19 protein-coding genes are annotated in these 22,728 nt (G+C 71.7%); 10 read left to right on the top strand and 9 right to left on the bottom strand.

What is annotated here, in order from left to right:
• Positions 1-233: 233 nt before the first annotated feature.
• Positions 234-818: a BMP family ABC transporter substrate-binding protein gene (locus K4S16_RS12870; protein WP_149259132.1), complete on the top strand. Its 585-nt coding sequence runs from the start codon at positions 234-236 to the stop codon at positions 816-818.
• 159 nt (positions 819-977) lie between these two features.
• On the opposite strand, the gene K4S16_RS12865 is transcribed toward K4S16_RS12870, so the two are convergent.
• Complete coding sequence (locus tag K4S16_RS12865; protein ID WP_308800792.1) at positions 978-1,133, bottom strand: DUF397 domain-containing protein; 156 nt, start codon at positions 1,131-1,133, stop codon at positions 978-980.
• The gene (locus K4S16_RS12860; protein ID WP_149259130.1) at positions 1,130-1,753 is read right to left on the bottom strand and encodes a DUF5753 domain-containing protein; all 624 of its coding nucleotides are present in this window, start codon (positions 1,751-1,753) and stop codon (positions 1,130-1,132) included. The genes K4S16_RS12865 and K4S16_RS12860 overlap by 4 nt, the downstream gene beginning before the upstream one ends.
• A gap of 58 nt (positions 1,754-1,811) precedes the next feature.
• Here K4S16_RS12860 and K4S16_RS12855 point away from each other — a divergent pair, with 58 nt between their 5' ends.
• Positions 1,812-2,216, top strand: coding sequence for an ATP-binding protein (locus K4S16_RS12855; RefSeq protein WP_149259129.1), 405 nt, complete (start codon positions 1,812-1,814; stop codon positions 2,214-2,216).
• Positions 2,217-2,250: 34 nt separating this feature from the next.
• Here K4S16_RS12855 and K4S16_RS12850 read toward each other — a convergent pair whose 3' ends face one another.
• The 3 genes from K4S16_RS12850 to K4S16_RS12840 all read right to left on the bottom strand — a co-directional run bounded on the left by K4S16_RS12850 (position 2,251) and on the right by K4S16_RS12840 (position 5,360).
• Positions 2,251-3,318: a sugar phosphate nucleotidyltransferase gene (locus K4S16_RS12850; RefSeq protein WP_149259128.1), complete on the bottom strand. Its 1,068-nt coding sequence runs from the start codon at positions 3,316-3,318 to the stop codon at positions 2,251-2,253.
• A gap of 30 nt (positions 3,319-3,348) precedes the next feature.
• Positions 3,349-4,497, bottom strand: coding sequence for a glycosyltransferase family 1 protein (locus tag K4S16_RS12845; RefSeq protein ID WP_149259127.1), 1,149 nt, complete (start codon positions 4,495-4,497; stop codon positions 3,349-3,351).
• Between the two features lie 158 nt (positions 4,498-4,655).
• On the bottom strand, positions 4,656-5,360 hold the full coding sequence (locus tag K4S16_RS12840) for a class I SAM-dependent methyltransferase (protein WP_149259126.1): 705 nt from the start codon (positions 5,358-5,360) through the stop codon (positions 4,656-4,658).
• A gap of 66 nt (positions 5,361-5,426) precedes the next feature.
• Between K4S16_RS12840 and K4S16_RS12835 the strand changes: the two genes are divergently transcribed.
• Positions 5,427-6,413: a lysylphosphatidylglycerol synthase transmembrane domain-containing protein gene (locus K4S16_RS12835; RefSeq protein WP_149259559.1), complete on the top strand. Its 987-nt coding sequence runs from the start codon at positions 5,427-5,429 to the stop codon at positions 6,411-6,413.
• Positions 6,410-6,733: a thioredoxin gene (gene trxA / locus K4S16_RS12830; RefSeq protein WP_149259125.1), complete on the top strand. Its 324-nt coding sequence runs from the start codon at positions 6,410-6,412 to the stop codon at positions 6,731-6,733. The genes K4S16_RS12835 and trxA overlap by 4 nt, the downstream gene beginning before the upstream one ends.
• Here the strand turns inward: trxA and K4S16_RS12825 are convergent.
• The 4 genes from K4S16_RS12825 to K4S16_RS12810 all read right to left on the bottom strand — a co-directional run bounded on the left by K4S16_RS12825 (position 6,714) and on the right by K4S16_RS12810 (position 11,839).
• On the bottom strand, positions 6,714-7,457 hold the full coding sequence (locus tag K4S16_RS12825; protein WP_235036761.1) for a transposase: 744 nt from the start codon (positions 7,455-7,457) through the stop codon (positions 6,714-6,716). The two genes, trxA and K4S16_RS12825, sit on opposite strands and share 20 nt — an antisense overlap.
• A gap of 186 nt (positions 7,458-7,643) precedes the next feature.
• On the bottom strand, positions 7,644-8,720 hold the full coding sequence (locus K4S16_RS12820; protein WP_149259124.1) for a glycosyltransferase family 4 protein: 1,077 nt from the start codon (positions 8,718-8,720) through the stop codon (positions 7,644-7,646).
• Positions 8,721-8,724: 4 nt separating this feature from the next.
• Complete coding sequence (locus tag K4S16_RS12815) at positions 8,725-9,741, bottom strand: glycosyltransferase family 2 protein (RefSeq protein ID WP_375708329.1); 1,017 nt, start codon at positions 9,739-9,741, stop codon at positions 8,725-8,727.
• Positions 9,742-9,781: 40 nt separating this feature from the next.
• The gene (locus K4S16_RS12810) at positions 9,782-11,839 is read right to left on the bottom strand and encodes a hypothetical protein (protein ID WP_149259123.1); all 2,058 of its coding nucleotides are present in this window, start codon (positions 11,837-11,839) and stop codon (positions 9,782-9,784) included.
• A 171-nt stretch (positions 11,840-12,010) separates the two neighbouring features.
• Between K4S16_RS12810 and K4S16_RS12805 the strand changes: the two genes are divergently transcribed.
• From K4S16_RS12805 to K4S16_RS12780, 6 genes are all read left to right on the top strand, one after another.
• Positions 12,011-12,859, top strand: coding sequence for a TIGR03089 family protein (locus K4S16_RS12805; RefSeq protein ID WP_149259122.1), 849 nt, complete (start codon positions 12,011-12,013; stop codon positions 12,857-12,859).
• 118 nt (positions 12,860-12,977) lie between these two features.
• On the top strand, positions 12,978-14,399 hold the full coding sequence (locus K4S16_RS12800; RefSeq protein ID WP_149259121.1) for an LCP family protein: 1,422 nt from the start codon (positions 12,978-12,980) through the stop codon (positions 14,397-14,399).
• 12 nt (positions 14,400-14,411) lie between these two features.
• The gene (locus K4S16_RS12795; RefSeq protein ID WP_149259120.1) at positions 14,412-15,572 is read left to right on the top strand and encodes an acyltransferase family protein; all 1,161 of its coding nucleotides are present in this window, start codon (positions 14,412-14,414) and stop codon (positions 15,570-15,572) included.
• Between the two features lie 166 nt (positions 15,573-15,738).
• The gene (locus K4S16_RS12790; protein WP_149259119.1) at positions 15,739-16,905 is read left to right on the top strand and encodes an acyltransferase family protein; all 1,167 of its coding nucleotides are present in this window, start codon (positions 15,739-15,741) and stop codon (positions 16,903-16,905) included.
• A gap of 59 nt (positions 16,906-16,964) precedes the next feature.
• A complete protein-coding gene (locus K4S16_RS12785; protein ID WP_308800791.1) occupies positions 16,965-19,178 on the top strand; it encodes a bifunctional glycosyltransferase family 2 protein/CDP-glycerol:glycerophosphate glycerophosphotransferase in 2,214 nt (737 codons plus the stop codon).
• A 79-nt stretch (positions 19,179-19,257) separates the two neighbouring features.
• The gene (locus K4S16_RS12780; RefSeq protein WP_160160896.1) at positions 19,258-22,701 is read left to right on the top strand and encodes a bifunctional glycosyltransferase family 2 protein/CDP-glycerol:glycerophosphate glycerophosphotransferase; all 3,444 of its coding nucleotides are present in this window, start codon (positions 19,258-19,260) and stop codon (positions 22,699-22,701) included.
• Positions 22,702-22,728: the final 27 nt, after the last annotated feature.

Here is a 22,728-nt window from a genome sequence, read left to right as displayed (position 1 = left end):
CCCACCCGGGAAATCAACTCAATCTGGACTTTCCTCCCAGAACTTCCAAACAGGCTGGAAAGTACGCCCGACCATTGCACCCTGCAAGACTCCAGCGGGATCTTCAGCCACATCCGGTAAGCGAGGTTTCAGCTTTCCGACCGAGGGGGAGGAAGATCATCCGGAAACGGGTCCCTCGATCCGGTGCGTCACCGGCAGGGGACGATCCGACGTCCCGGAAGAGACGAGGCCCCATGCCGACATCCCCCAAGCGGCCCCGCGACGACCGACCGACGGCGAGCGGCATGGCGGGCCGGGCGGCGCATGCCGCGAGGGCAGCGCTCGACCGGTGGAGGCGCCTGTCGCCCAAAGGGCGGGGCGCCATCGGTGTGGCACTCGCCGCCGCGGTCTCGGCAGGCGTCTGCTTCGCCCTGTTGAGGCCCTCGCCCGAACCGCGAGCGCGGCAGTACCTGGCGTTCAAGGCGTGCCTGCTCACCGATTCCCACGGCATCACCGGCAAGGAGGCCGCAACTGTCTGGGAGGGGATGCAGCGGGCGTCGTCGAAGACCCACGCCAAAATTCAGTACCTTGCGGTCGCCGGGCCGGCGACTGTGGCCAACGCGCGCCCCTACCTGGCGAGTCTTGTTCAGCGGCGCTGCGGAATCATCCTGGCGGCCGGGGAGTTGCCCACCCGGACCGTGACGGCGAGCGCGCAGAGCTTCGGTGCGGCGCGGTTCGTCGTGGTCGGGAAGGCCGGCACCGCCGGGAACGTCGTGACCGCGAGCGCCACCGGGACGTCCGCCGCCGTGGAGCGGATCGTTTCCGAGGCGGTCGGCTGATCAGATGTCGGTCGAGAAGCGGCCTCGATCATCGCGTTGCGGCCCACCGTGGTGCCGCCGCGGACGGCCCCGCCGGGTGTGACGTCGGCGCCAAGGGGTGAGACGCTCGCAGCCGTGATGCTGAGCGCGACCGTCATCGCCCTCACCGGCCTGGTCACCTCAGTGATTAAGCTCGTCCCGTTTGATACGAGCCAGCAACCCACCGAACGACTCAACGGAAAGCACCAGATTCCCCACGCCAGGGTTCTTGGAATCCCTGACACCCACAGCACCCGTAAGCCGGGCGGCCTCAACACAACTCGAGTTGTCGGTCATGCCGCTGTAGCTCGACTTTCGCCAGTCGACCTGGGGGGCCATCTCATGTACTCCATCATGCGTTCGATCAGTCGGCGCGAGGGGACCTCGGGGAGCGCCTGCGCGGCGATGAGCTCGAAGCCTTTCCCGAACGTCCGCACCTCAGCGATATCGAGCACCAGTCTGCCACTGCCCAACGCCTCGACATATGCGACATCGCCGTGTTCGACGGTAAGCACCTCAAAGGCGCCCATGAGCCCAAAATACGCGCCCACCGACCGAGGGACGACGCGGACGATGACGTTGGGCATCTCGGTGATCTCTCGAAGCCTCGCCAACTGCTCGGCCATGACGCGGCGTCCACCGATCGGCCGATCGAGAACGGCCTGGTCCAACAGCACCCAGAGTTCGGGCGGGTCTGGACGGAAGAGTGCCTCCTGACGGGCCAACCTCAACGCCACCTGCTTTTCAACCTGCTTAGACCTTGCGGCAGTGAACAGCGCTCGCGTGTACGCCTCGGTCTGCATCAGCCCAGGGACGATGGCGAGACCGAAGATCCGCAATTCCGACGCGTGCGCCTCGTACCGCTGGTGCCGGCGGTGGCCGTTGAGGTCGTAGGCGCGACGGGCGTAGGCCAGCAAGCGCTGGAAATGGCCACCGGTGTCCCAGTGGTCGCAGAATCCGTATCCATAGAGCGAGGTGACGATCAGGATGGGGCACTGCAATGCTCATCAGGAGTTTCGGCGGGATCTGTTGCCCATTCCGTCCTCGGTGCCGCTGGGGCGGGACCTCGCCGAGGTCCACCTGAACAAATGGGGACTGGCCGCCTTGGCGGACGACACAACGCTCATCGTCAGCGAGTTGCTCACGAATGCCCTGGCTGCCGGCCAAGGCATGATCACACTCACTCTGACCCTGAGCGGCGGCGTCCTCACTATCGAGGTCGCGGACATCGGCTCCGGTCGCCCCCGCCGCAGGAGGGCTCGGAAGGACGACGTCAACGGCCGCGGCCTGCAGATCGTCGAGTACCTCGCCGAGAGTTGGGGCCATCGTTCCACCCTGAACGGAGGCAAGGTCGTGTGGGCGCGTTGCCTCATCTCGTGAACCGAGGACCGGAAAGGCTCCTCGCGGTACGCGGCTACTCGGCTGAGAAGCGGATCGCAGTCGGCGGGAGTTCTGTGTTCGGCCAGACGCGGGCGCCGTTGAGCAGCTGGTTTCCGGAGCGCACGGTCACGCCGTCGCCTATGACGCAGTCTTCCAGGACGGCTCCGGAGCAGATGCGGGCACCGCGGCCGACCACGGAGCGTACGACACGGGCGTCCTGTTCGATCACCGCGTCATCGAACAGGACGCTCGACTCGACGGTGGCCTCGGCGCCGATCCGCGCTCCGGCGCCGACCGAGGTGCCGCCGTCGACCCGGGCCGTGGAGGCGACAGAAGCGTTCTCCAAGAGAAGGACGCCGCTCCCGTCCACCTCGACGACAGGGGACGGCAGGGTGCCGAGGACCAGGTCGTTGACGCCCCGGACGAACGCGGCCGGGGTCCCGACGTCCAGCCAGTACGCGGCCTCGACGTAACCGCAGACCGGTTCGCCCGCCGCGAGCAGTTGGGGAAAGGTCTCGTACTCCGCCGAGACGACCCGCCCGGCGGGGATGCTGCCGATCACGGAGCGGCGGAAGACATAGCAGCCTGCATTGACCTGGTTCGTCGGAGGGTTCGGTGACTTCTCCACGAAATCCATTACCCGCCCGTCCGGCGACGTGGGCACCGAGCCGTAGCGGCGGGCGTCGTCCACGAGCGTCAGATGGAGGGTGACCGCCGCCTCGCCCTTCTCGTGCGCGGCGACCTGAGCGGGGATGTCATGCCCGGACAGGATGTCGCCGTTCAGGACCAGGACGGGACTGTCGGCGTCGCATTCCAGGGCGGTGGAAGCGTTGCGAATCGCGCCTGCGGTGCCGAGCGGCTCGTCCTCGGTCACGTAGACGATGTCCAGGCCGAGCCGCCCGCCGTCGCCGAAGGCCTCGCTGAACATCTCCGCCCGGTACGACGTCGCGAACACGATGCGAGTCACGCCCGCGTCGCGCGCACGCACCAGCTGGTGCTCCAGCAGGGGCACCCCGGCGGTGGGGAGCAGGGGCTTCGGCGTGGAGATCGTCAGGGGGCGCAGGCGGGTGCCCTGACCGCCCACCAGGAGGATCGCTTCCACTCGGTTCCTTTCGCCGGGTTGGAAGCGAGCCTAGTGGGTGCGGGCCTTCGCGTACTGCTCCACGGCCCGCTGGTAGGAGGCCATGTGCGCCTCCGCGGACGCCGACCAGGAGAACCGCTCGGAGCGGGCGTGGGCGGCCTCGGCCAGCTCGGCGCGGCGCGCCGGGTCGTCGATCAGGGCGGCGAGGGCGGAGCCGATGCCGTCCGGGTCGAGTTCGGTGTAGGCGACCGCGTCGCCGCCGACCTCGGGGAGCGGCCCGCGGTGGGTGGTGAGGACGGGCGCGCCGCAGGACATGGCCTCCAGGACGGGCAGCCCGAAGCCCTCGCCGCGGCTCGGGAGCGCGACGACCAGGGCGCCGCCGAAGAACCCGGGCAGGGCCGGCCAGGGCAGGTAGCCGGGGCGCAGGACGCGCAGCTCCAGGGGGACGGTGGCGAGGGCCGCGTCGACCTCGTCGTCCCAGCCGCCGCTGCCCGCGAGCACGAGCGCCGGGGCGTCCTCGCGCCCGGCGCAGGCCTTCACCCAGCCGCGGATCAGGTTCGGGACGTTCTTGCGCGGCTCCAGCGCGCCCAGGTAGGCGACGTAGGGGCGGCCGTGCAGGCCGAGGCGGTCGGAGACGTGCTTGACCTCCGCCTCGGACGGGCGGTGGAAGACCTCGTGGTCGACGCCGTGGTAGGCGACGTCGATGTGGGACGGGTCGGCGCCGAGCAGGCTGACCAGTTCGTCGCGCGTCGCGCGGGACGGGGCGATCAGCCGCGTCGCGCGGCGGGCGGCGGTGCGGGTCGCCGACTTGATGTAGGAGGTGCGCACCGGGTCGTGCAGTTCGGGCTCGGCGAACAGCGTCACGTCGTGGATCGTCACCACGGTCGGCAGCCCCGCGCTCACCGGCATCGTGTAGGTGGGCAGGTGGATGACCTCCGCGCCGACGCGCGCGGCCACGTGCGGCAGGCCGGACTGCTCCCAGGCCAGCCGGGTGGCGCGGTGCGAGAGCGTCGCGGGGCCCGCGACCACCTGCGCGCCGGGCACGAGGCCCTCGTAGCGCTTGGCGTCCGCGCGCTGGCAGGCTACGGCGAGGTCGGCGCCCTGCCGGTGCAGGGCGCACAGCAGCCCGTCCACATACCGGCCGAGCCCGCCGCGGTCGGCAGGCACGGCGGTGGCGTCGAGCAGAATCCGAGGCGCCACGGTCCACTCCCCCATCCAGCGCGGTGGCGTAGATCACTCTTTACTCTTCGAGCGTACGCCCGGAGGGCGCGCACTCGCCGGATCTCGTTCCACGCGATTCATCGTGAGGGGCCCTCCCCACACGATCACCTCTTACGCGCCCCGGCCTTTGCCCATTTCTATCTTTTTCGGGCCCGGACCAGAACGATGCTGCCGCGCTCGTTCGGGGCCGTCCGGTCGGCGAGGGCGACGAGGGGGGTGAGCGGGGCGGCCGCGTTGAAGCCGACCTTGCCCCCGTAGGTGGAAAGCGACAGGTAGAGGCGCTCGGTGGCGGCGGTGCGGAACTGGTAGCTGTACCGGACGAGGTCGAGGCCGCGCTCGTCCATCAGCTTGCTCAGGCTGTCGTGGGTGTAGGTGTGCTGGACGTGGTACTTGGCCTTGTGCGCGTCGCGCAGTTTCGGCCAGGCGTCGGCGCGGCTCAGCACGTCGGCGGACATGAAGATCTCACCGCCCGGCTTGAGGACCCGCGCCATCTCGTCCAGCGACCTGCCGCCGTCGTCGAAGTGCTCGATCGCGCAGACCGACAGGACCGCGTCGAACGAGCCGTCCGCGAACGGGAGCCGCAGCGCGTCGCACTCGACCAGCGCGGGGGCGTGCGCGAGCGTCCGCCCGTAGACCATCTTGCCGCGGGCCAGGTCGATCGAGACGGCGTCGGCGCCGCGCCGGCGCGCGCGGCCGGCCCAGTAGCCGTCACCGCCCGCGACGTCGAGGACCCGCTTGCCGCGCAGGTCGCGCCCCATCCAGTCGAGCAGCGTCCCCGCCTCGCGGTACCGGCACACGTGCACCTGGTGCCCCATGAAGGCGACCACATCCGAAATCTTCATCGCCCCCCAACTCTAGGCCGATCGGACGGCCGCGAGGTCACGTTCGCCTACGCTGGGCGCGTGAAGATGAAGGTCGTCGCCGTCCGGGGCCTGCGCGTGCTCCTGGTCCTGCTCGCGCTCGCGTTCTGCGGCTACAGCGTGGCGTCCCAGTGGGACGCGACGGTGGACGCGTTCCAGCAGATGTCGTGGGCCGCGCTCGCCGGGGCGCTCGCCGCGGGGCTGGCGGGGCTCTTCGTCTGGATGCTCGGCTGGCGGGAGTTCCTCGCCGGGCTCGGTTCGCCGCTGCCGGTGCGGGCCATCTTCCGGATCTCGGGGATCAGCCAGCTCGGCAAGTACGTCCCGGGCAAGGTGTGGGCGCTGGTCACCCAGATCGAGATGACGCGCGAGCACAAGGTGCCGCCCGAGCGCAGCTTCGGCTCGACGCTGCTGGCGGTCGCGACGTCCACCTCGTGCGGGCTCGCGGTCGCGGCGGTGACGCTGCCGCTGACGTCCGCGGCGGCGCGCCGGGAGTACTGGTGGCTGTTCCTGCTGGCGCCCGTCCTGCTGGTGATGCTCCACCCGAAGATCGTGAGCTGGGCGCTGGGCGTGCTGCTCAGGCTCGTGCGGCGGCCGCCGCTGGAGCACCCGGTCAGCCTGGGCGCGACGCTCAGGGCCGTCGGGTGGACGGTCCTCGGCTGGGCCCTGTTCGGCGTGCACACCTGGCTGCTGTGCGCGGCCGTGGGCGGCGACGGCAAGGGGCTGCCGTTCCTGGCGACCGGGGCGTACGCGCTGGCGTTCGTCGCCGGCTTCCTCGTCTTCATCGCGCCGGGCGGCATCGGGGCCCGGGAGGCGGCGCTGACGGTCGTGCTGACGCCGGTGCTCCCGGCGGGCGCCCCGGTCGTGGTCGCGATCGCGTCCCGGGTGCTGCTGACCGCCGCCGACCTCCTGAACGCGGGCGTCGCGCTCCTGCTCGGCAGGACGGCCCCGGCCGCCGGGAATGAACCGCGGCCGGAGGAACTTGTGACCGGTACGCAGCCCACGACGGGCGCGCAGCCTACGAAGGAGGGACCGTGACGGCCCCGATCACCGTGACCGACGCGACGTTCGCGGACGAGGTCCTGAGCAGCGACACTCCCGTACTGGTCGACTTCTGGGCCGACTGGTGCGGGCCGTGCCGGATGATCGCTCCGATCCTGGAGCAGATCGCGCAGGAGCAGGACGGCAAGATCAAGATCGCGAAGATGGACTACGACGCGAACCCGCAGACGCCGGGCAAGTACGGCGTCATGGGCCTGCCGACCCTGCTGCTCCTCAAGAACGGCGAGGTCGTGGAGCAGATCGTCGGCGCCAAGCCGAAGCGCGCCCTGATGAAGGTCATCGAACCGCACCTTTGACTTCCTCCCCTCCAGGGTGGGAGGGGGGTCCTACGGCTCGCGCCGTAGGGGTTTCTGCTTCGCAGCCGACTGCGGAAGGGGAGGGCCCCTGCCGTCTGACATCAGCTCCACAGACATCGCCGGGGTCTCCCCTGGCTGCGGCTCGACCAGCCGCAAGGATGTTCTTGGCCGCATTAATGTCCCGGTCGTGCCGGGTGCGGCAGCCCGGACACGTCCAGCGCCGGGTCGACGGGCTCAGCTCGGCGAGCAGATGCCCGCAGGCCGAGCAGGTCTTGGACGAGGGGTACCACCGGTCGATCACCACCAGGGTCCGTCCGGCCCGTTCGGCCTTGTACTCCAATTGGCGGCGGAACTCACCCCACCCGCAATCGGAGATCGCCTTGGCGAGCTTGCGGTTCCTCACCATGTTGGCGACGGCGAGGTCCTCGATCACGATGACGTCCGCCCTGCCGACTAGGGCGGTGCTGGTGCGGTGCAGGAAGTCGGTGCGGGCGTCGCGGACCTTGCGGCAGGCCCTGGCGATCTTGATCTTGGCCTTGCGCCGGTTGCTGCTGCCGGGCCGCTTGCGGGCCATGCGCCGCTGGTACCGGGCCAGGTTGCGCTGCTTGTTCTCCAAGTGGCGGGGGTTGGCGATGCGCTCCCCGTCCGAGGTCACCGCGAAGTTGTTGAAGAGGGCGGCCTGGTCGGGGTCAGGGTAGGCCCGGCACTTGTATGCCGTCCGCATGACCACAACATTACTAGTGGATGGGACGGCTGTAAGGGTTTTCGGTTACAGCGGGGACCGCCCTGGATGCGCCGGGCCGCCCGGCCTCACCGTGCCCCTCACCCTGGCCGCCTGATACCCCGACCGGCAGACCCCGCACCGATCATCACCTGCGCGGGCCCGCCGCCGCCTGCCCGGTAGCGGTGGTCAGTTCCCGGTCAGGGCGTCGAGGTAGGCGGCCCACAGCGGGCCGTGGTCGACCGGGCGCACGCCGGAGCGGAGACGCTCCGGCTCGCCTGGCTCGTAGAAGCGGCGCAGGGCTGAGGCGAGGGACGCAACGTCGTCCGGTCGGCAGATCAGGCCGTCGACGCCGTCGCGGATTTGGGACGTGAAGCCCCCCACATCGGTTGCGATCACCGGTAGCCCCTGCTCGTGGGCCATCCAGACGTTCTGTGACGCGGTCGCCGTCCGGTACGGCAGGACGAGCGCGTCGGCGGCGGCGAAGAGTCCCGGAACATCGGCGGCGGGCACGTAGCCGGGCCGCAGTTCCACCCGTGAGGTCAGGTCCAGCGAGCGGATCAGCTCGCGGGTCTCGTCGAGGCCGCCCCAGAACTCCCCCGCGACGGTCAGCGCGACGTCGTCCGGGCCTTCGGCGAGGGCCCGGAGCAGGACGTCCAGGCCCTTGTACGGGCGGACGATCCCGAAGAACAGCAGCCGCCGGCGGACCTTCCCGTCACCGGGCGCGGCGGCGGTGGCCGTCGGCAGGTGCGCGGCCATCTCCGCGACCCGCACGGGCCGCCCCGTGAGCGTGCGCGCCAGCTCCGCCTGGGCCTCGGTGTGGACGAGCACCCCGTCGACCTTCCGCAGCAGGCGCCGCATCAGCGGCTCGTCGTACGGCTTGCGCTCGTGCGGCAGGACGTTGTGGCACAGCGCCACCACCGGGGTCCGGCCGCGGAGGCCGGCGAGGATCCCGAGGTAGGACGGCACCTGGACGGTGCTCAGCACCACCAGGACGACCAGGTCGCTCGACCGCAGCGCGCGGCCGGTGCGCCACCAGCCGTCGGGGCGGCGCCAGTCGAGCCGGCGCCGGGTCCCGGGGAACGGCTCCCCCTCCGGCTCGGAGATCGTCTGCTGCCCCGGGTACAGGAACGAGGGGTACTGGGCCCGCCACGACTCGATGACGACGTCGTGGCCCGCCGCCGCCAGCCGGTGCGCCAGCTCGGTGGTGTGCCGGGCGCCGCCGCCCTTGTAGGGGAACGCGGGCCCGACGATCGCGACGCGCATGCCGCTAGACGTCGCCGCGGGAACGGACGATCAGGTCGGCCAGCAGCGCCAGCGACGCGATGATCAGCCCCGTCACGAAGATCATGATGGTGTTGTTGGCGAAGTAGCCGAAGTGCACCACCATGTCGAACACGCCCTTGAGCAGCCCGATCACGATCAGCCACAGCGCGGGCGGCATCAGCACCTTGAGCGGGTTGAAGTACATGACCATCCGCAGCACCTGCAGGATGTAGCGGTAGGCGTCCTTGGTGAAGTGGAACTTCGACTTCCCGGCCCGCTTGGCGTAGTCGATCGGCATGTACCGGACCGGGTGCTGGTTCGACAGGAACGCGATCGTGATCGTCGTGACGCAGGAGAACCCGGGCGGCAGCAGCCGCAGGTACGGCAGCGACACCTCGCGGCGGAACGCGCGCAGCCCCGAGTTCAGGTCGGGGATCCTGGTGTTGGTGAGCCGCTCGGCGATCTTGCGGATGAACCACTTGGCGGGCACCCGCAGTGCCTTGTGCGTCCCCTCCTCGGTCGTGCGCGCCCCGACGACCTGGTCGACCGCCGGGTCGGTGTCGAGGACCTCGACCAGCTCCGGGATCCGCTCGTTGGGGTAGGACATGTCGGCGTCCGTCCACACGACGATGTCGCCGCGGGCCTGCTGCGAGCCGATGCGCCGGACGGTGCCCGACCCGCTGTTGTGCTGGAACGCCATGATGCGCATGTTCGGGAAGCGGGGCGCCGCCTCCTCCAGCCGGGCGAGCGTCGCGTCCGTCGAGCAGTCGTCGACGGCCAGCAGCTCGTAGGTCTTGCCGCTGGCGTCCATCGCCTTGCAGATGCGCTCGACCTCGTCGATCACGTGGTCCTGCTCGTTGTAGCACGGCAGGACGATCGTGACGTGCACGGCGTCGGACGCGTCGACCGCGGCGGGCGCGGGACCGGGCGCGGGGACGGGATCGGGCGCGGGCGCGGGTTCGGACGCGGGCTCCACATCGGCGGGCGGCTGGGGCGTCGGCTCGACAGACTGGGTGCTCACGCAGCGCGAGGATACTCGCCCCCGCGCGCATCGGCGGCCACTACGGCCGCGCGGGCTCGGCCGTCCACACGTCCATGGTCAGCCCCCAGGTCCCGCCGGGCGGGCCGGTGAGGGTGCGCCCGTCCTGCCGCGTCACCACGTGCAGCACCCGCCGCGGCGTCCCGTAGGGGGCGACCTGGTCGGGCCTCGAAGCCATGATCACCGGGCGCCGCCCGGCCCGGTACACCCCGGCGACGACGCCCTGCACGTCGTCGCGCGACGCGGCGCCGGTCGTGCGGGCGGCGGGCAGCCCGCACATCCCGCGGACGACCTGGAGGAACCGGTCGGCGGTGGCCTGCTCGACCACCACGACCGAGGCGCCCGGCCGCAGGGAGCGGCACATCCCGTCCACCGCGGCGACCTCGCCCTGCTCGGTGCGCGTGACCAGGTAGCCGCCGGACGTCAGCACGACGGGCACGAGCATCAGCGCGACGCCGGCGACCGCGCACGCCCGCGCCGCCTTCGGCCCGTACCCGAGCCGCCGGACGCGCCGGACGGCCCAGGCCGAGGCGAACACCGTGAACAGCAGCACGCCGGGGATGACGAGGCCGATCAGCCGGCGGGACGCCCACGGGTGGTCGGGGGTGATGCCGGGCCGCACCAGCACCTGCGCGGTCGTCCACACGACCATCGCGAAGGGCAGCAGCCATTCCGGCGACTGCCCGCGCAGCAGCCGCCGCACCAGCAGCGCCGCGCCCACCGCGGCGAACAGCAGCGCGGGGACGCCGATGTACCAGACGACCCAGTACAGGGACAGCTCGGAGTACTGCCGGGTGCCGTCCACCGGAAGGTGCTGGATCTTCTGGACCATCTCGATGAACCGGACGTTCAGCTCGTCGTCCCGGGTCGCGGGCGGGCGGCGGACGGTCTGCACCAGCGGCCGGACCGCGAAGCCCACCAGCACCAGCACGGTGAGGACGGCGGCGGCGCCGGGCGCCCGGCCGCGCGCGACCGCCGCGCCAGCGCGGCGCAGCCGGGTCCCCGTCCGGTCCCACCGCAGCGCGGCCGCCATGAGGACGGTCAGGACGAGCACCGCCGCGGCGATGGCCGCCAGCGGGACGAGCGACGACCGCAGGTAGGACAGGTAGGGCCGGGACATCGTGAAGCCCTCGACGACTCCGGCGCCCGCGCCGAGCAGCAGGCCCCCGGCCGTCCAGTACCCCGCCGTCCGCCGGCGCGCGATGAGCAGGCCCGCGAACGCCACCACCGGCAGGACGTCCCGCAGTCCGTCGATGCGGACGAGCACGATCAGGCCGAGCGCCGCCCCGGCGAGGAAGGCCTTGAGGCCGGCGGCCCGCCCGTCCCGGCCGTCGCCGGAATCCTCGCGGGAGTCGTACATCAGCGACAGGCCGCCCAGCAGCAGGATGATGGCGGGCAGCTCGCTGAACGTGTTGCGGGAGACGTAGAGCATCGGCAGCGTCAGCGCGAGCAGCAGCGCCCCGGCGGGCGCCCAGCGGGGGCCGACGAGGCGCGCGACCAGCCCGGCGAACGACAGCACGCAGCACGCGCCGAGCAGCGGCGCCATGAGCAGCATCCCGTGGGCGCCGCCGATCCATCCGGCGGGCGCCAGCACCAGCGGCCATCCCGCCATGAACTGCGGGACGACGGCCCCGCCGTCCTGGTAGAAGGCGGGGCTGTCGAAGCGCAGGACGCCGTGCGCGCCCCCGAACGCCCCCTCCATCAGCGGGATCGGCAGCGACCCGTGCTCGGCCAGCCAGGTCGCGAACTGGACGTAGGACGCCGGGTCGCGGCGGACGACGATCTGCTCCGAGCACATGACGATCTGGAGCACCAGGAACGCGGCGGTGACGGCGAAGACCGACCACACCGGCCAGCGCTGCCCCGGGTGCGGGCCCTCCGAGCGTCCGCCCGGAACGTTCCCGGGGCGGGACCGCAGGCCGAGCCACAGCACCAGCGCCGCGACGGGCAGGAACAGCGCGACCGCCGGGGCCGGGCGGAAGACGCCCGCCATCAGCAGCGGCAGCGACACCGCCAGCCACGCGACGACGACCAGCGCCGGGGCCGCGGTGGCCCGGGCGAGCAGCCGACCAGCGTCCATGGTTCCGCCCCGTGCTCCGGCGCCGCGGTGCCCGCCGTCGCCTTCCTCGGCGCCGGCCGGCTCGCCTCCACGGCGTGCGCCCGCCACTGTTGCGTCCTTCACCCGTGCGGAGCGTAGCGGCACCGGGGCGGTGGCGGCGCCACGACGATCATGCGGGCATACGCTCGGAGCATGAGCGCACAAGCCGGGGACGCGGGCACGCCCGCGGAGCTGCTGCGGCGGCGGGTCGCCGGCGACCCGTCCCGACCGCTGGTCACCTTCTACGACGACGCGAGCGGCGAACGCGTCGAGCTGTCCGCGCGGACGTTCGACAACTGGGTGGCGAAGACGGCCAACTTCCTGGTGGACGGCCTCGCCGCCGAGCCGGGCACCCGGGTCGTCCTGGTCCTGCCGCCGCACTGGCAGACCGCGGTGTGGCTGATGGCCTGCTGGTCGGCCGGGCTCGTCGCCGAACCGGTCGACCCCGAGGCGTTCGGGCGGGGCGGCGCCGAACCGGCCGGGGCCTCCGGTCCGTACATCCTGGCGGCGGCGCAGGAGGTGCTGGACGACGTGCTCGCGGACGAGGTGCTCGCAGGAGGGGCCGAAGAGGTCGTCGGCCTCTCGCTGCACGCGCTCGGCGGCCCGCTCGCCGACTGCCCGCCCGGCGTGACCGACTACGCGGCGGAGGTGCGCACGTACGGTGACCGGTTCACCGCCCCCGGTGTGGCCCCGGAGGCGCCCGCGCTGAGTGTGACAAAGACCACATTCAGCGGAGCGGACCTGGTGGGCGCGGCGCGCGGGGCCGTTGAGAAATGGGAGCTGGACGCCCGCGACCGGCTCCTGGTTGACATGTCCTTCGCCACACTCGACGGGGTACTGACCGGTCTTCTCGCACCACTAGCCTCGGGTGCTTCCGTCATAATCCAACGAAACTTTGACAAAGCCGCCCTAGATCGTCGCCTGACCCTGGAGCATGTGACGGTGGTGGCCGGTACGTCCGGACCGAATGCGGAATCCGGCTCCCCGTACCGCCTCCCCTGACCTACGCTTCCCTTTGCCCTCGTCCCGTCCGTTCGAACCATGAGCCCACGGGCCGCCCCCAGCCGGGGAACGGCCCCCGGACCCCCGGAACCGCCCATACCCCCGGACCTCGGAGCCGATGAACAGCAACCCGATGTACATGGAGTACGTCGACGACGCCGACCCGCAGCCGGCGCCGCGACGCGGCTGGCGCATCCTCGGCTGGGTGTGCATCGGACTGTCGGCGGTCATGGTGGTCGGTTCGCTCACCGCGTACGGCCTGTACCGCCAGGCGTTCGGGAACATCTCGCACGAGGACGTCAACGCCCAGCTCGGCCCCAACCGGCCGAAGAAGCTGAACAGCGCGATGAACATCCTGATGCTCGGGTCCGACACCCGCGAGGGCGCGAACGCCAAGTACGGCCGCTCGCTGAAGAACGAGGTGCCGCGCTCGGACACGATGATCCTGCTGCACCTGTCCCCCGGCGGCGGCCAGGCGATGGGCATCAGCTTCCCCCGCGACCTGATGGTCCGGATGCCCTCCTGCAAGAGCCGCAAGGGCGGGGTGATCCCGGCCCAGACCCGCGCGCAGATCAACTCGGCGTTCAGCAACGGCGGCGCGGCCTGCGTCATCAAGACGATCGAGAGCATCTCCAACATCCGCATCGACCACTTCATGCAGGTCGACTTCAACGGGTTCAAGTCCATCACCAACGCCGTCGGCGGCGTGCCGGTGTGCCTGCCGAAGGACGTCAACGACCCCAAGTCCAAGCTCAGGCTGAGCAGGGGCAAGCACGTGATCAAGGGTGAGACGGCGCTGGCGTACGTGCGCGTCCGGCACGGCCTCGGCGACGGCTCCGACACCGACCGCATCAAGCGCCAGCAGAAGTTCATGGGCGCGCTCGCCAGCAAGGCGATGAGCGCGGGCGTGCTCAGCAACCCCCGGCGCATGCTCCAGCTGATGAACGCCGTGACCAAGTCGCTCACCACCGACAAGGAGCTGACGCCGCAGGTCATGATGGACATCGGCCAGGAGATGCAGGGCATGACCTCCGGCAAGCTGCGCTTCGTGACCGTCCCCTCCGGGCCCGACCCGCTCGACCCGAACCGGGTGGCGCTCACCCCGAACGCCCAGCCGTTCTTCGCCGCCGTCCGCAACGACAAGACCGTACCGAAGGAGCCCAAGCCGGGCGCCACGAAGATCCCGCCGAGCCAGGTGCGCGTGCGGGTCTACAACGGCAGCGGCATCGACGGGCAGGCCGGGCGCGTCGCCACCGACCTGGAGTCGCAGGGCTTCCAGGTCACGGTCGGCGGGAACGCCCCCTCCCCCACCGCCGTCACCAAGGTGATGTACGGTTCCGGTGCCGACCAGCAGGCCCAGACCCTGACCGCGCTGATCCCGAGCAACCCGCAGGCCGCGGCGCGCACCACGGGCGGCACGCCGGGCGTCGTCGACCTGGTCGTCGGACGCGACTGGACGAAACTCAAGAGCGCCGGCAGCGGCATCCCGAAGCAGCAGGGTGAGATCCGCGCCAGCGACGACATCTGCAAGGAGACCTGACCGGGCAGCCGTATGACCTACACCACCAGGCCCTCGGGGGCCGACGCGGCACAGCGAGACGAACGGCCGTCGTCCACGGACCCGGCGGCGCCCCCCGCGGCGGGGGCGCCCGGATCCGCGGGCACCGCCTCCTCCGGCGGGGCGGCGCCGCAGGGCCCCGCGCGCAAGGTGCGCGACCCGTTCTTCGACAACGCGAAGTACTTCGCGATCCTGCTGGTGGTGGCGGGACACTCCCTGGCCAACCTGCTGAACGTCCCGATGGCCAAGGGGCTCTACCTGTTCGTCTACATGTTCCACATGCCGCTGTTCATCGTGATCACCGGCTACTTCTCCCGGAACTGGACGTTCGCCGGCGGCAAGGCGCGCAAGCTCATCACCAACGTCGGGGTGCCGTACGTGGTGTTCGAGTTCGCCTACTCGCTGTACGACTGGCTCGCGGGCCGCAACCACCTCGAGATCAGCCTGCTGAACCCGTACTACCTGACGTGGTTCCTGTGCGCGCTGTTCATGTGGCGGCTCTCCACGCCGGTCTGGCAGCAGATCCGCTGGCCGCTCGCCGTGGCGACGGTGTTCGCGCTGCTGTCGTACATGAGCGACCTCGGCGGGACGTTCGACATCCACCGGGTGATCGGGCTGCTGCCCTTCTACGTGCTCGGCCTCACGCTGAAGCCGGCGCACTTCGAGCTGCTGAAGCGGCCGGCCGCGCGGCCGATCGGCGCGGCGGTGCTCGCCGCCGGCCTCGCCGGCTCCTACCTCGTCATGAACCACATGTCGCGGGACTGGATCTACTGGAAGCACCCGCACTTCGCGCTCGGCGTCGGCAACTTCGCCGGCACCCTGATGCGGCTCGCGATGTTCGCCGCCGCGGTCGTGCTCGTCGCCGCGTTCCTCAGCCTCGTCCCGCGCCGTGAGCACTGGTACACCAAGCTCGGCGCCTACACGCTCTACGCCTACCTGCTGCACGGGTTCGTCACCCGGCTGCTCAACTTCACCGGCTGGTGGGGCGCCGACTGGATGCACACCCCGCTCGGGGTCGTCATCGTGGTCGCCGGCGCCCTGGTGGTCGGAACGTTCCTGTGCTCCGCCCCCGTCGTCCGGACGATGAGCTGGGCGCTGGAACCGAAGATGACGTGGGTCTTCACCCCCCTGAGAAGGCCCGCGCGCTCCCGCTGAACACCCGGCCCGCTCCCCCCTGAGGCCCGAACCCCCCGGAGATATGACCGACGTCCTCCCCACGCCGCCTCCCGCCACGGGCAGTACGCCTCCCGCCACGGGCAGTGCGCTAGCCGCACCCACCGCACCTCCCATACCCGCCGCGCCCCCCATGCCCACCGCTCCCATGCCCGTCGCTCCCCTGCCCGCCGCGCCTCCCGTCCCCGGCCCGCGCCCCGCGCCCGACGCGCCGCTCACGGCCGGTGCACCCGGTCCGGACGCCGGGAGCGCGCCGACCGCGGCCGCCCCGGACGCGGCGGCGCCGAAGCCCGCTCCGCGCGCTCGGGACGCGTACTTCGACAACGCCAAGTTCTTCACGGCCGTCCTGGTCGTGGTCGGCCACTTCTGGTCCCAGTTCGGCGACAGCCGCGCGGCGCACGCCGCGTATGTCGTCCTGTACGCCTTCCACATGCCGGTCTTCGTCTTTGTATCCGGCTATTTCTCACGCGGATTCATGCGTTCGACGGACAAGTTCCGGAGCGTCCTGCCCACGCTGGTCGTCCCCTATGTGATCTTCATCCTGCTCTACCGGGCGCAATTGGTCCTTCTCAACGGGGTCGAATTCCGGCTGAGCGAGCTGTTCCGGCCGCATTTCCTCATGTGGTTCCTGGTGGCGCTCGTGTTCTGGCGGCTGAGCGCCCCGCTCTGGGGGCACCTGCGCCACCCGGTGGCCGTCTCGGTGGCGTTCTGCCTCGTCGGCGGGAGCTGGGCGTTCACCGCCGACTCCACGCTCAGCCGCACGGCCGGGCTGCTGCCGCTCTTCGTCCTCGGGCTGACCGTCGACCCGGAGCACGTGCGCCGGCTGCGCGCCGGCCGGGCGCGGTGGGCCGGGCTCGCCGTGCTGGCCGCCGCCCTCCCCGTCGCCTACGTCTGGGAGCTCGGCACGGTCGTCCCCAGGATCGACAGCGGTCTCCTCTACTGGAACCAGGGCTACGAGGCCATGGGCTTCGGCACCGCCGAAGGCATGATGTGGCGGCTCGTGGCCCTCGCCTTCGCCGTTCTCCTCGGCGCCGCCTTCCTCGCGTGCGTCCCGCGCGGCCGGTCCTGGTACACCGAGATGGGGACGCGGACGATGTACGTGTACCTGCTGCACGGGCTCGTCATGAAGTCGTTCGACTACACCGGCGTGCTGGACGAGCCGGTCCTGCACAACCCCTTCGGCATCGTCTCGGTCACCGTGGCCGCCGCCGCGCTCGGCGTCGTCCTCGCCACCGCCCCCGTGCGGCGGTGCACCCGGTGGGCGGTCGAGCCCGACGCGCGGCGGCTCCTCCGCCCCGCCCCCGCCAGGACCTGAGGTTCAACGCTGACCTGTGGGTATAGTCCAGAATCACCGAGTAGTTGATTGGCCTTCGCGTGAGCTCTGATCACGACATCTCTTTGAGCGTCATCGTGCCCGTGCACAAAGTGCAGGGGTACATCAGGCAATGCCTTGATTCCATCCTCGACCCGGATCTCCCCAATCTCGAAGTCATCGCCGTCGACGACCGCTCACCGGACGGCTGCGGTGAGATCCTCGACGAGTTCGCCGAGCGCGACCCGCGCGTCAAGGTCCGGCACCTCGGCGAGAACGTCGGGCTCGGCCGCGCGCGCAACATCGGGCTCGACATGGCGACGGGCGACTACGTCTGGTTCTTCGACAGCGACGACTACGCCACCGAGGGCGCCGTCCGGGCGATCTGCGACCGCCTCGCCGAGACCCGCCCCGACGTGCTGGTGTTCGACTACGCCCGGGCCTACTGGAACGGCAAGGTCAAGCGCAGCATCATCAACGACCTGTTCCGCGAGCCGCCCGCGCCGGACGTGTTCACCCTCGCCGAGCGGCAGAGCGTCCTCGAGATGATGATGACGGCGTGGAACAAGGCGATCCGCCGGGAGTTCCTGCTCGACCTCGGGCTGCGCTTCAGCGGCGGCTACTACGAGGACGTCAACGTCACCTACCCGATCCTGATGGCCGCCGAGCGGCTCAGCCTGCTGGACCGGGTCTGCTACATCTACCGGCAGCGCCGCCGCGGCGCGATCACCAAGACCGCGAGCGCGAAGCACTTCGACGCGTTCGCGCAGTACGACCGCATCTTCGAGTTCATGGACGGGATGGGGGCGAAGGCCGACCCGTTCCGCCCGCTGATGTTCGACCGGACGATCTGGCACCTGCTCGTCATCCTGGAGCGGCCCGACCGCGTCCACGGGTCGGAGAAGGCCCGCTTCTTCGCGGAGATGTCGAAGACGTACGGCGAGTACGAGCCGGCCGGGCACGTCCCGCCGGACGACAAGCCGTTCCTGGCCGACAAGCACCGGATGATCAAGGCGGGCGACTTCCGCGGGTACGAGCGGGTCCGGGCCGCCGAGGCCAAGGACAAGGCCGGGAGCCGGGCCGGCAAGGCGGCCAAGATCCGCAAGCGCGGCGTGCTGCTGGGCAAGGAGCTCGCCAAGGAGCGCTACTACCAGATGCAGCGGCGCCTCCCGGTCGAGGAGGACCTCGCCGTCTTCGCCGCGTACTGGTACCGCGGGTACGCCTGCAACCCGGCGGCGATCTACGAGAAGGTCCGGGAGCTGGCCCCGGACATCCGCCCGGTGTGGATCGTCAAGCCCCGCGCGCGCAGGACGATGCCGGAGGGCGTCGACTTCGTCGTCGCCGGCTCCGCCGAGTACTACCGGACGCTGGCCCGCGCCAAGTACTTCGTGAACAACGTGAACTTCCCCGACAACTACGTGAAGCGGCCGGGGCAGGTCCACATGATGACGCAGCACGGCACGCCGCTGAAGAAGATGGGTCTCGACCAGATGGAGTACCCGGTCGGCGCCAACGACATGGACTTCAAGGCCCTCATCGCCCGGTCGGACCGCTGGGACTACCTCGTCTCGTCCAACCCGCTGTCGACCGAGGCGTGGGAGCGCGGGTTCCCCTGCGACTACGAGATGCTGGAGATCGGCTACCCGCGCAACGACCGGCTCGTCCGGGCCGACGGCGACGAGCGCGCCCGGCTGCGCGCCGAGCTCGGCGTCCCGGACGGCGCGACCGCGATCCTGTACGCGCCGACGCACCGCGACTACCAGCGCCGCTACACCCCCATGTTCGACATCGGGCGGGTCGCGGACCAGCTCGGCGACGGGCACGTCCTGCTGCTGCGGGCGCACTACTACTACAAGATCAAGAACATGGCGGCCGACCTCGGCTGGCCGGAGGACCGGGTCATCGACGTGTCCCGGCACCCGTCCGTCGAGGACCTCTCGATCGCCTCGGACGCGCTGCTCACCGACTACTCCTCGGTCATGTTCGACTACGCCAACCTCGACCGGCCGATCGTGGTCTACGCCAACGACTGGGAGACCTACCGGCTCACCCGCGGGGTCAACTTCGACCTGACGGAGACCCCGCCCGGCGTCGTCGCCACCACCGAGGCCGAGCTGGTCGAGGCGTTCACGTCCCGGTCCGCGTGGAGCGACGCGGCGGCGAAGGACCTCGCCGACTTCCGCGCGCGGTTCTGCCCGTGGGACGACGGGCAGGCGGCCGAGCGCGCCGTCCGCCGCATGTTCCTCGGCGAGAAGGTCCCGAACCCGCCGCGGTAGGCCGCGCGGCCGGACGCCGCCGCGGCGGCGTCCGGCGACCGCCCCGTCATGCCCGGTCACCCCCGAAGGAGTGGGTCGCTTGTCCGCCAGCAGGGTCAGTGTCGTCGTGCTCGCGCACGGGGCCGGGGAGTCGCTCGCCGGAACCCTCGCCTCGATCGCCGCCCAGTCGCACACCGACCTGCGGGTGCTGGTGGTGGACGACGGCGCCGGCGCCGCCGCCGGGGCCGTCCTGCCCGACGAGCGGTTCCGCGTCGTCCGGCAGGGCGCGCCAAGCCGGGGCGCGGCGCGCGGCCTCGGCGCCGCCGGGAGCGAGGGCGACTTCCTGCTGTTCGTGGACGGCGGCGACGAGCTGCCGTCGGAGGCCGCCGCGACGCTGGTCGAGGCGCTGGAGTCGTCCGGGTCCGACATCGCGGTAGGCCGCGAGGCCGAACGCCGCGGGACGGACCGGGCGGCCGCGTGGCGCCCCGTCGAGCCGTCCCTCCCGCCGGTCACCGGCACGGACGTGCGCCGCACGCCCGACCTCGTCCGCGAACGCGGCCTCTCCGGGAAGCTGTTCCGGCGGTCGTTCTGGACGTCGCACGGGCTGGAGTTCCCCGACCTCGGCCGGTACGAGGACCTGCTCCCCGCGCTCCAGGCATTGCATGTTGCGACGGGCGTCGACGTGCTGCCCGACGTCGTCCTGCGCCGCCGGGGCGAGCGGTTCCCGGCGACGACGGAGGCACAGGAGATCGCGGACGGGTTCGCCGCCGTCGCCCTCGCCGCCGCCTGGCTCGGCGAGCACGGCCACGCCCGGTCGCGGCGGCGGCTCCAGGCGCTCGCGGCGGCCGAGGAGCTGCGGGTGTTCCTGGACGCGCTGCCGGACCTGCCCGCCGACGAGCGCGAGCAGGTCGTCGCGCAGGCCGCCGGCTACATGGCCGGGCTGCCCGCGAAGCTGCTCGCCGACGTGCCCGCGCTGACCCGGCTGAAGTGGCATCTCGCCGCCGCGGGCCACACCACCGAGCTGGTGAAGGTCGTCCGCTACGAGCGGGGCAAGGCCTCCCCGGCGATCGTCCGCGACCCGCTGCGCCGGTACGTCGTCTACCCGTACTGGAAGGACCCCAAGGTCGCCGTCCCGCGCGAGGTCTACCGGGCCCGCGACGAGCTGCGGATGCGGGGCCGGGTCCACGCGGTCGGCTGGGACGGCGACCGGCTCACCGTCACCGGCGAGGCCTACATCAACTCGGTCGGCATGCGGCGCCGCTGGACGTCGGTGAAGGCGATGACGCTGCGGACGGCCGGACGGGCGCTCCTCGCGCGGGCCCGGCAGACGCCGGCGCCGGGCAAGCGGTCCGGCTGGTCCGGCTTCGCGTTCGACTTCGACGTCGGACGGCTCCGCCATCACGGGAGGTGGGTCGAGGGCGTCTGGACCGTCGAGGCGTCGGTGCTGGCCGCCGGCGTGTTCCGGCGGGGGCCGCTGCGCGGCGGCAGGTCCGGCACCGGGGCCCAGCCGCCGTACCGCTACGTCGCGGACGGCGTGCGCGTCGTCCCGCGGATCGACGACGACCGCCTCGTCATCGAGGTCGAGCGGGTCCGGGCGGCGGCCGTCGCGCTGCGCTGGGACGGCGGCGAGCTGGTGATCGAGGTGGAGGCGGACGAGCCGCCGGGCGAGCTGGAGCTGGCGCTCGGCGACGAGAGCATCGCCGTCCCGGTCACCGCGAGCGGCGGCCGGTACGCCGCCCGCGTCGACCCGGAGTCCCTCGAAGGGGCCCCGCCGCCCCCGGAGGAGATCGACGACACCCGCGACTGGGCGGTCCGCGCCGCGGGCCGGCCGCTGGTGCTCGCCGAAGGGGTCGCGGACGTCCAGCGCGCGTTCGGCCCGCTGGAGGTCGCCGCGGGGCGCGGACCCGGCGGCTACCTGCGCGTCCGGCGCACCACGGCGCGGCTCACCGTCGACGGCTGCGCCTGGCGCCCGGACGGGACCCTGGTCCTGACCGCGACGCACCCCGCGCTCACGGACGGCCCTCACGCGGAGGGCCGTCACGGGAGCGGGCAGGTCGTGCTGCGCGGCCGATGGCACCGCAAGGAGCACGCGTTCGACCTCGTCGCCGACCCGGCCTCCGGCGCGCTGCGCGCGGAGGTCCCGGTCGCGGCCGTGCCCGGCGTCGCGGGCGTCCTGCCGCTGCGCCCCGGACGCTGGGACGTGCTGTTCCGGCCCCCGGGCGGGCGCGCGCTGACCGTCCGGCTGTCGCCGGAGGCGCAGCGGGACCTGCCCGAGCCGCTGGAGGTCGCGCGGCGCGGCTACGCGCTGGAGGCGCGCGACGGGCTGCTCGCCCTGGCCGTGACGGGCGACGTGTCGCCGGAGGAGAAGAGCGCCGGCACCAGGCACCGGGAGGAGGCGCGCCGCCGCGTCGACCGCGACGGGCTCCGCGACGCGGTCCTGTTCTCCTGCTTCAGCGGGCGGCAGTACTCCGACAGCCCGAAGGCCGTCCACGAGGAGCTGGTGCGCCGCGGCTCGGACCTGGAGCAGCTCTGGGTGGTCAACGACGCGCAGGTGGAGCTGCCGGACACGCTGCGGGCCGTCCGGCTCCAAGGCAGGGAGTGGCACGAGGCGCTCGCCACGTCCCGCTACATCGTGACGAACCACCGGCTGGGCGACGCGTTCCGGCGGCACCCGGACCAGGTCGTCGTGCAGACCTGGCACGGCACGCCGCTGAAGAAGATCGGCGGCGACATCAAGGAGGTGCACTTCGCCTACGCGCCCGGCATGAAGAGGGCACTCCAGTCGCGGACGAAGGACCCCGGGCCCGCCGTGCCCGAGTGGAGCCACCTGGTGTCCCCCAACCCGTTCAGCACGGAGATCTTCCGCCGCGCGTTCGCGTTCAGGGGCGAGATGCTGGAGGTCGGCTACCCCCGCAACGACCTGCTGCACAGCCCGGAGGCGGGGACGGTCGCCGAGCGGGTCCGGGCCCGGCTCGGCATCCCCGAGGGCAAGCGGGTCGTGCTGTACGCGCCGACGTGGCGGGACGACCAGTACTACAGCCGGGGCCGCTACAAGTTCGACATGCGGATCGACCTGGAGCGGGCCCGCGCCGCGCTCGGCGACGACCACGTCCTGCTCGTCCGGCTGCACACCAACGTCGTGGACGGCGTCCGCGAGGACGAGCACGGCTTCGTCCGGGACGTGTCGGCCTATCCCGACATCACCGAGCTGTACCTGATCTCCGACATGCTGATCAGCGACTACTCGTCGGTGATGTTCGACTACGCCAACACCGGCCGGCCCATGCTGTTCTTCACCTACGACCTGGCCGACTACCGGGACCGGCTGCGTGGCTTCTACTTCGACTTCGAGGCCGAGGCCCCCGGGCCGCTCCTGGAGACCTCCGGCGACCTCGTCGACGCGGTCCGCGACGTCGAGGCGGCCACCGCCGGGTATCGCGACCGCTACAAGGACTTCGTGGCGCGTTTCTGCCCCCTGGACGACGGGCAGGCCGCGTCCCGTGCGGTCGACCGCGTCTTCGGCACGACCGGTCGAGGCCTGTAGGAGTCATCGGAAGGCGCGGCCGGCCTC

The sequence above is a fragment of the Actinomadura sp. K4S16 genome (assembly GCF_008327685.1).
Lineage (GTDB): Bacteria > Actinomycetota > Actinomycetes > Streptosporangiales > Streptosporangiaceae > Spirillospora.
The sequence above is the reverse complement of the archived record's forward strand: the minus strand, read 5'-3'. Positions and strand labels throughout refer to the sequence as shown.